This window comes from Mesorhizobium sp. M7A.T.Ca.US.000.02.2.1, assembly GCF_003996995.1.
Taxonomy (GTDB): Bacteria; Pseudomonadota; Alphaproteobacteria; order Rhizobiales; family Rhizobiaceae; genus Mesorhizobium.
On the sequence record NZ_RZTT01000314.1, the window covers coordinates 1 to 7,230 of the forward strand.

General features: G+C 61.3%; 9 protein-coding genes and 1 pseudogene. All 10 read right to left on the reverse strand.

The features are described from left to right. The coding region (locus tag EOD15_RS24580) for a hypothetical protein (RefSeq protein WP_210212204.1) at positions 1-299 on the reverse strand (299 nt) is incomplete at its 3' end. Beyond that, the gene (locus tag EOD15_RS35945; RefSeq protein ID WP_164893179.1) at positions 299-466 is read right to left on the reverse strand and encodes a hypothetical protein; all 168 of its coding nucleotides are present in this window, start codon (positions 464-466) and stop codon (positions 299-301) included. The genes EOD15_RS35945 and EOD15_RS24580, both read right to left, overlap by 1 nt. After that, positions 463-2,025 carry a portal protein gene (locus EOD15_RS24585; RefSeq protein ID WP_127408917.1) on the reverse strand — a complete coding sequence of 521 codons (1,563 nt, stop codon included), beginning with the start codon at positions 2,023-2,025 and terminating at the stop codon, positions 463-465. Before EOD15_RS24585 ends, EOD15_RS35945 begins: the two co-directional genes overlap by 4 nt. A 6-nt stretch (positions 2,026-2,031) precedes the next feature. Further along, a complete protein-coding gene (locus tag EOD15_RS24590; protein ID WP_127408918.1) occupies positions 2,032-2,214 on the reverse strand; it encodes a hypothetical protein in 183 nt (60 codons plus the stop codon). Then, a complete protein-coding gene (locus tag EOD15_RS24595; protein ID WP_127408919.1) occupies positions 2,198-2,395 on the reverse strand; it encodes a hypothetical protein in 198 nt (65 codons plus the stop codon). The genes EOD15_RS24590 and EOD15_RS24595 overlap by 17 nt, the downstream gene beginning before the upstream one ends. Positions 2,396-2,420: 25 nt before the next feature. Continuing rightward, complete coding sequence (locus EOD15_RS24600; protein WP_127408920.1) at positions 2,421-2,957, reverse strand: hypothetical protein; 537 nt, start codon at positions 2,955-2,957, stop codon at positions 2,421-2,423. Continuing rightward, a complete protein-coding gene (locus EOD15_RS24605) occupies positions 2,954-3,766 on the reverse strand; it encodes an exonuclease (RefSeq protein ID WP_127408921.1) in 813 nt (270 codons plus the stop codon). Before EOD15_RS24605 ends, EOD15_RS24600 begins: the two co-directional genes overlap by 4 nt. Before the next feature lie 399 nt (positions 3,767-4,165). After that, positions 4,166-6,073: a DNA polymerase gene (locus tag EOD15_RS24615; protein WP_206618635.1), complete on the reverse strand. Its 1,908-nt coding sequence runs from the start codon at positions 6,071-6,073 to the stop codon at positions 4,166-4,168. Between the two features lie 143 nt (positions 6,074-6,216). Continuing rightward, positions 6,217-6,417 (reverse strand): hypothetical protein, encoded by a 201-nt coding sequence (locus tag EOD15_RS24620; protein ID WP_127408924.1) that lies wholly within the window; start codon positions 6,415-6,417, stop codon positions 6,217-6,219. Positions 6,418-6,585: 168 nt separating this feature from the next. Continuing rightward, a pseudogene (locus EOD15_RS24630) lies at positions 6,586-7,230 on the reverse strand (DnaB-like helicase C-terminal domain-containing protein); the annotation flags it as partial.

Here is a 7,230-nt window from a genome sequence, read left to right on the forward strand (position 1 = left end):
ATGCCAATGCCAGCGGCGTCGGCGGCGGCCTTAGCGGCCTTCTGATCGGCGTCTTCCTCGACCTCGGCTTCGGTCTGCTCTACCGCGGCTTCGGGGGCCGGAGGTGTCTGGACTTCTTCCTTCGGGGCTCCGACCTTCTTCTCCAATTCGCCATACGACTGGAGGAGAGCTTCCGTGCGGACCGACTTGGTATCGGCGTCCCAAAACTTTTCGGGAATGTGGGCCGGACGGTCGGTCTGGACGGGGGCCTCGGGACCGGTCGGCTCCGAGGTGATGTTCAGTTCGACAGCGCCACCCATTACGCGATCCGCGTCTTGACGGTCACGCCGAAAGCGGACTTCGTGACGATGTAGGTTGCATCGCCTTCAACGACGATTTCCTGATCGTGGGCGATGTTCTCTTTCAGGTCGGCGAGGGCCTTTTCGTCCTCGGTCTTGCTGCGATTTCCGGTGTTGATTTTGGTCATGCTGTCGGTGTCTCCATTGACTTTTGGGCCATGCCACCAAGCTGGTTCACAGCGTTGGGGCCGAGCTTGTCCACGAGCTGCTGCATCATGGCTTGCTGCTGCGCGGCTTGGCTTTCTTCAGCCGTCATGATCAGGCCGGCGGTCTCGACGTTCAGGCTGTTCGCCACACGTTGAGCAAAGCCGTCCCACTTGATGGTCTGGACTGCTGGGGTTTCCTGAATGATCGCCTTGAACTGGATGAGGTTGGAGAGGTCATTGCCTCGGCCAAGTGCGTCCATACCGGTGACCACCTTCGGGAAGACGATCCCGTGTGGCAGCTCCGGGAGGGAGCCACGGCGTTCCAGACATTTGATCAGGACAGTAGCGAGAGGGAGCTGAAGGTCGACCGCTTGGACGGAGTAGGTACCGCCGAGGGTGTCTTCAAGTTCGCGGGCCATGTAGCGGATTTCCTCCGCCGTGACGCGCTCACCCGGTCGCTGAATTGCGGTGTTGAGCAGGAAGGCGAACGCCATGCGCTGTTCGAGCGTGGTGATCATTTCCTTGGCTACGCGGAAGTCGTTGTACCGCTCGATCTGGAGGAACGTGATGTCCTCGGCATTGCCTGCGATAGGCTCACCATTGGCAGCGTTCATCAGATCGCGAACCGACGTAGAACCGTTCGGGTTCACCATCGGGATCACGCGGGACGAGATAGCGACGAACTCGCGGATCGACTTGGACAGGCTTTCGAGGTGGAGGAGGTCCCCCAAATATTCCTCGACTAGGCCGCGTCCGTAATCCTCGCCGTCGACTTTGTTGTACCGAAGGGCCAGGAAGGGTAGCTCCTCGCGGAGGTACGTGCCTTCAGAGCCGGGTATGACAACGCCTTCGACTTCCTGATAGACCTGATACTGGCCTTCGTCGTTCAGCACGACGTGGGTGAACAGGAAGAATGGCTTCTCGGACGGTGCGGTCTGGACCCCGTTCTCAAGCGGCGCTGCCGGCGGCAGGGCTTGGGTCGGGATTTCCTTCTTCACGTCTTCAGGGATCGCAGCGAGCGCGATGCTCTCTTTGATCACGACTTCCAGTAGGTTCCCTGCTGGGTCCCTTTTGACCACGTACTTGTCCATACGGTAGACGCGGCAGCGGCCTTCCTCGGTGATGTAGACGAGGACATTTCCGCTAACCACGAGGAGCCGCAGGGCTTCGTAAAGGTCGGAGCGAAGGGCACGTCCCTCCACGTCGGTCATGACGCGGCGAACGAACTGGCCGAAGGCTTTATCAACCTCGTCCTTGGCACCTTCTTGGCCCGAGATTTCGGCCGCCGTCATGTCGTCCACTTCCATCTTGAAGAAGGGGGCATTCGGCGGGAAAAGGGCGAGCAGCATCTTGGCCGCTACGTTGTTGATACCACGAGCCCCGAGGCTCTGTTCTGGCGTGGTGAAACTGGTGGAACCGTTGGCTCCCTCATCGGGGAGGAGCGTCGGGATGGTGAGCTTGGCACAGACCCGTGCCCGGTCCAGATACGCCTTGCGCTGGCTCTCAAGAGTGCCATAGCGCGATGCTGCCGCGCCGGCCATGCGAGGTTAGACGTTAACCCCAGAGGCAGGACCGCCAGAGGCGAGGTCGATGCGGAGGGACGAACGGCCCTTGCGCTTCTTGTCGTCGGCGTTGGTGTTGATCGGCACGGGATCGGGAGCCTTTTCAGGCGCTTCGGAAGGCTTGGTGACGATGTTCGCCACCTTTGGTGAATCAGGTGCTACGCACATAAACGGTGTTTTCCTGTCGTTGGAGTTCGAGCCGGAGGCGACGGACCAGCCGCCGCTCTCCAGATTTCATCCAAATCTCCCGGTCGGCGTCCTTTGGGTCGGCGCACTTCTCGGGATACAGGCGGTCCAGCCAGTCGATCACGTCTGCGGGGATTGGCGGAACTTGCTGTTCTTGGCTCATGAATTGTTCCTGAAGGGAGTGGTATTCAGAAGGGACCCGTAAGGGCGTTTCTGACCTTCTCGCCGAGCGCGGACAGCGAGCCGTCATTGACAATTACTTCGTCAAACTCGCGGTCATCCAAGAGGCCCTCCGAAGGGTGCCCGTTGGTCGGCTGTTGGCCGGGACGTAGGACCTTCCAGACTTGGCCGCCCTCGTCTCGGATCGCGTCGTACTCGCTGGGGAACCGCACGTCGTCAATGACGAGCATGTCAGGCCGGCGGTCGTTGAGAACAGCGCGTACCCAAAGGTCCCGGTGGACGACCTGACGGCCCCACTCGGTCCCCAAGGTCTGCATTAGGGATCGCGTCGAGTGCCCCGTCTCGGGGATCACAGCTTCCTTCTTGTCGCCGTAAAGCATTCGCTCGATGACGCCCTCGGCGTACCCAAAGGTCGCCAAGAGGGGCCGGATCATTGCCTTGAGTGCGTCGGCAAAGCCCTTGCGGACAAAGCCGTATCTCACCAGCTCACGGGCCACCTCACTCTTTCCCGACTGCGGGGCCGGGGAGTAGAGGCCGATGATCATTTGCTCGGTGTCCAGAGAATGGGTTCCTTCGTTTTGTAGTTGTAGTCTTCGGTGCGGAGGATGCGGGCGACCCGCGCTGCGGAGAGGGCGTCGGCCTTGGTGAGACCGGCCTTCTCGTAGTGGGAGACGATGCAAGCCCACAGGTCGTCGTGACCGGCTTGCGCCAACCACTGGACCCGCGTCTTGCCGGCGTTCTTGCCCCGCTTGATTTCCTCCTCGGTGCGGACCAGCAGCCGGCGCTCGTCCACGATTTCTCGTGACCGGACGTAGCCGATGTTGGGACAGCCTCCGTAGCCGTCCACCATGTCCCCCGAGAGGGTCTGTGCGTAGAACTCCCGGTCAGCCTGCTCGACGCTGACGAGGACCGGATCGGTGTCCTTCTTGGGGTTCCAATGGAGCCCCGGAACAGAGCGAAGGTCCTTGTCTTCGGTGATGACGATCTTCTCGCCAGTGACCACCTTGGGGTTCGTCAGCAGGATGCCGAGAACGTCGTCGGCCTCCAGCGTGGGCCGCGTGAAGGTCTCGTAATTCTCCTCAATGTGCGCCTTAAGGGCACCGAGGATCATTGGCCGGCGGATGCCGTCGCGGTTGCTCTTGTAGGTCGGCAGGACCGTCTTGCGGAAGTTCTCGGTGTCCGACAGACAGACGATGATGCGGTCGGCATCGAGCGTCTCCTTGAAGTGGTCGAACATCGCGTCGAGGTTGGCTTTGCCTTCGTCGGCGTCAGCCGAGAGGATGAATGTCCCGTCAAATTCTAGGGGCTTCTCCACTCCACATGCCATCTGGTAGGCGAACAGGTCGCCATCCACGAGTAGGGTTGTTATCTGCTGTCTCCTAGTTGTCGTCGTCAAAGTCTTGGGCGAGGGCGATCCCGTAGGTCGCCTTCAGGTTCTCGCTCCAGTCCTCCGCGTCGAAGGCGCTTGTGGGTTTTGTCGATGAGGCTGGCGGCGTCGTCGGGGTGGATGCGATACCACTCCCCTTTTGCGCCGCCGGAAGCAGCACTGAAGGTCCGCCGTAACGTGCGCTCGGCAAGGCAAGCATCGGCGAACCAACGATGATAATGGAGCCGGAAGTCTCGCAGCGGCGAGGCCGTTTGGTAGGTCCGAAGTCTCTCGGCGAGACCAGTCGTGCGGCCAACTTTGCAATAGCCAGGCCAAGCCGGGTTAGTGATGACGTAGACATATCCTGCTCCTTTGTTTCGTCGTGTTTCAGTGCGTTTCTTTCCAGTTGCTCCCCGCGTCGGCGTTGCCCGCGAGGGGGCACTTGAACTCAAGGTCGTCTCCTGCCTTTCTGATGCTGTCTTCGGCCAGACGCTTGACGGTCTCGACGTGCTGCGGGAGCGTGTCGATCTGCCATTCGTCGTGGACGTTGGCGCAGAACTCGTAGTCCACACCGGGCACCAAACCAGCGGCTTGGAGGTCGGCGTCGAGGATGACGAGAGCCACTTTCATGATGATTGCGCCGGCAGACTGAAGCAGCGTGTTGAGCGCCGCGTGGGCCTTGCGGACCTTCAGCTTGCCGCCGTCTAGGGCGAACAAGAACTTGCGCTTGGAGGCGCGTTTCTTGACCTGCTCGACTAGCTTGCCGAGCGCCGGGAGGTTGCGCATGAAGGCGGCTTTCGATGCCGTCCCTGCGTCCCTGATCTTCTTCTCGGAACCCAGGACCCCGAGGATCGTGCCCAGCTTGTAGTCGCCTGCGCCGTAGATGAAGGCGTAGAACCAGACCTTGGCTATCTCTCGACCCGAGACCGTCTTGCCTTCAACGGTATAGGCTTTCATCGGGTCCAGCCCGAGCGCCCTCGCGTTGACGGTGTGCATGTCCGTCCCTTCGGACTTCTTGCCCTTCAGGATGGTGTCGATGTACGCGCCGCCGTCGTAGCGGGCCATGTAGCCGGCCAGACAACGAAGCTCCAAGGCGTCAGCGTCACAGCCGACCAGCACGAAGCCGGCGGTGGACGTGAACAGCTCACGGCAGTCTGCGCCGTAGCCGCCGATGTAGCCCCACAGGACGTTGCCGTCGTCGTCGGACTTGACCTTCGGCACCTGTGCGATGTTGGGGTTCGAGTGGGTCATCCGGCGCGTGACCGCACCGAGGGTGATGACGCCGCCGAAGATGCGCCCGTTCACCTCTTTCTTGAGCCACGCCTGCTTGCCTTCAGCGATCTGACCGATGCGCTTGGCGACCGTCAGGTACTCCGTAAGGAGCCTCGCTTCCGGCCATGGGAGCTGCGATAGGACCGTTTCGTCCACCTTGGGCTCACCGCTGTCGGTGAACTCCATGGGCCGCCAGCCGTAGAGAACCTTCAGACGCTCGGCGATATGCTGCCGACTGCCGGGGTTGAACTCGACGGTCTTGATCTTGGTGTACGGAGCGCCGGCCTCGTAGTGGGCCTTGGGGTAGATCGGGATGGGCTGTCCATCCTTGCCGATCTTGAGCGACTGGCCGCCTCTGGTCTTGACCCACCCAATGGGCGGGAAGTCCTTCTGCTGGACGGACCGATCCTTGGTCGGCGTGACTTGCCCGTTGGAGGCCAGCCATGACCCGAAGGTTGCCTTCAGGCTCCGTTCGAGCTTGTCACGTTCGGCGACCAGCTTGACGTAGAGCTTCTCGGCCTTCTTGGTGTCGAAGGCGAAGCCCCACCGCTCCTGTCGGGCGATGATGCGGGCCACGTTCATTTCCAGCAGGACGGACCTGTCGGAGAATGGGGCGCGGAGCTTCTCGTCGGTCTTGAGGTCCTTCCACGCAGTCCAGAGCTTGTCGTAGAGGTCGGCGTTGACCACCACGTCCTGCTCGCAATACTCCTGCATTTCCGGGTTCCAAGAGGCCCACGGATCGAGCCCCTTTTCCTCCATCATCTTCGAGTAGTCGCCCTTCCAGTTGCCGAGGCGGTAACCGAAGGCTTCGAGGCTGTACCGCCCCCGGAGACCCGGAGGCAGCTTGCCGCGCTTGATGAGCTTGGGATCGGTCTCCTTCAGCTCCGGCCAGATCATCCGGGACAGGACCAAGGTGTCGATCATGACACCCACCGGCTTGAACCACGGGTAGACCTTTTGGAGCGCAGGAATGTCGAACTTGATGATGTTGTGGCCGATCAGCTCGTCGGCCTTCATGAGCATCTGAACGCCGTCTGCGACGTTCTGGCAGGCTCCGGTGTCTTCCTGTTTGAGGCTCCAAACTTGGCCGGTATCGGCGTCCTTCAGAACCAGTGAGTGGACGGTAGTTAGCTTGTCCAGAAAGCCGTCTGTCTCGATGTCGAAGATCAGGCGGATGGTCGCGCCCCGAGGAGGTGGGCGTTCAGCATTCTCTCCATGGCGTCGTGGGCCTGCCTTGCTTGGCTAGCCTCCTGCATGGCTTGTTCGCGTTCGCCTCGGGCCTGCCGAAGCTGGCCTTTGACTGCGTTCAGGTCGTCTTCCGCTTTCCAGAGGCGGCGGATGGCGTCTTCGAGCAGGGCGTAGTTCATGCCTTGCCTCCTTGGATGAGTTGGAAAGTGGATCTGATTTTGACGGCCCGCTGGTCGCGGTTCTGACGCATGTTCGCCAGCGCCATTTGGGCGTTGACGTGGCCCTTGGCGGCGAGGCGGCGGGACATAACGAGGTCACCGATGGTGAGCCTTTGGGCCTCCATCAGTTCAGAAGGGGAGGTCGGTTTCTCCCGAGAAGTCTTCGGTGTCATTTTCTTCCTCGAATGGGTTGTGATCGAGTTCGAGGAGGCGGCCACTCACACCGTCGTAACGGTAGAAGATGGTCTCCCCCGTCGCTGCCCCTACGGGCCGGTGCTTGAGAACTCGGACGGTTGTGACGCAGCGAAGCGCCTTGTCGTCGTGCTGCTGGTGGCGTTCGAGACCGAGCATGGTCACGCACCAAAAGCCGATAGAGCGGGAGCCCTTGAAGTGTCGGATCATGACGCGACCGCCTTCTTCGTGGGGGGTGCCGTCCGGGGTGGCGAGGTGTGAAATCATGTGGATCGTGATGTTGAGTTCCTGAACGAGGGACCCCATCTCGGCCATGATGTTTTCGAGGGCGATCCGCTCCTCCTCGTCCGCAGCGGCGGCAAGCGCCGTGAGGTGGTCGAGGTAGAACAGCCGGACCCCTTCGGAGTGGGCCAGGTATCGGATCGTGGACTTGATCACGTCCCAGTCGGTGGCCCCGAAGCTGTCGTACATGAACAGCCTACGGTCCTCGATTTCGCCTATGGCGTCAGTCAGCTCTGCGGCGGTCCAGCGCGGCTCCTCGCCTTCCCGGTTGGGGACGTGGAACTGTTTGCCGGCGTGGGT

What these genes read in the sequence shown, in the direction of transcription:
- EOD15_RS35945 (WP_164893179.1), bottom strand. Translation starts at nt 466, where the DNA reads ATGACCAAAATCAACACCGGAAATCGCAGCAAGACCGAGGACGAAAAG.
- EOD15_RS24590 (WP_127408918.1), bottom strand. Translation starts at nt 2,214, where the DNA reads ATGTGCGTAGCACCTGATTCACCAAAGGTGGCGAACATCGTCACCAAG.
- EOD15_RS24620 (WP_127408924.1), bottom strand. Translation starts at nt 6,417, where the DNA reads ATGAACTACGCCCTGCTCGAAGACGCCATCCGCCGCCTCTGGAAAGCG.
- EOD15_RS24600 (WP_127408920.1), bottom strand. Translation starts at nt 2,957, where the DNA reads ATGATCATCGGCCTCTACTCCCCGGCCCCGCAGTCGGGAAAGAGTGAG.
- EOD15_RS24595 (WP_127408919.1), bottom strand. Translation starts at nt 2,395, where the DNA reads ATGAGCCAAGAACAGCAAGTTCCGCCAATCCCCGCAGACGTGATCGAC.
- EOD15_RS24615 (WP_206618635.1), bottom strand. Translation starts at nt 6,073, where the DNA reads ATGCTCATGAAGGCCGACGAGCTGATCGGCCACAACATCATCAAGTTC.
- EOD15_RS24585 (WP_127408917.1), bottom strand. Translation starts at nt 2,025, where the DNA reads ATGGCCGGCGCGGCAGCATCGCGCTATGGCACTCTTGAGAGCCAGCGC.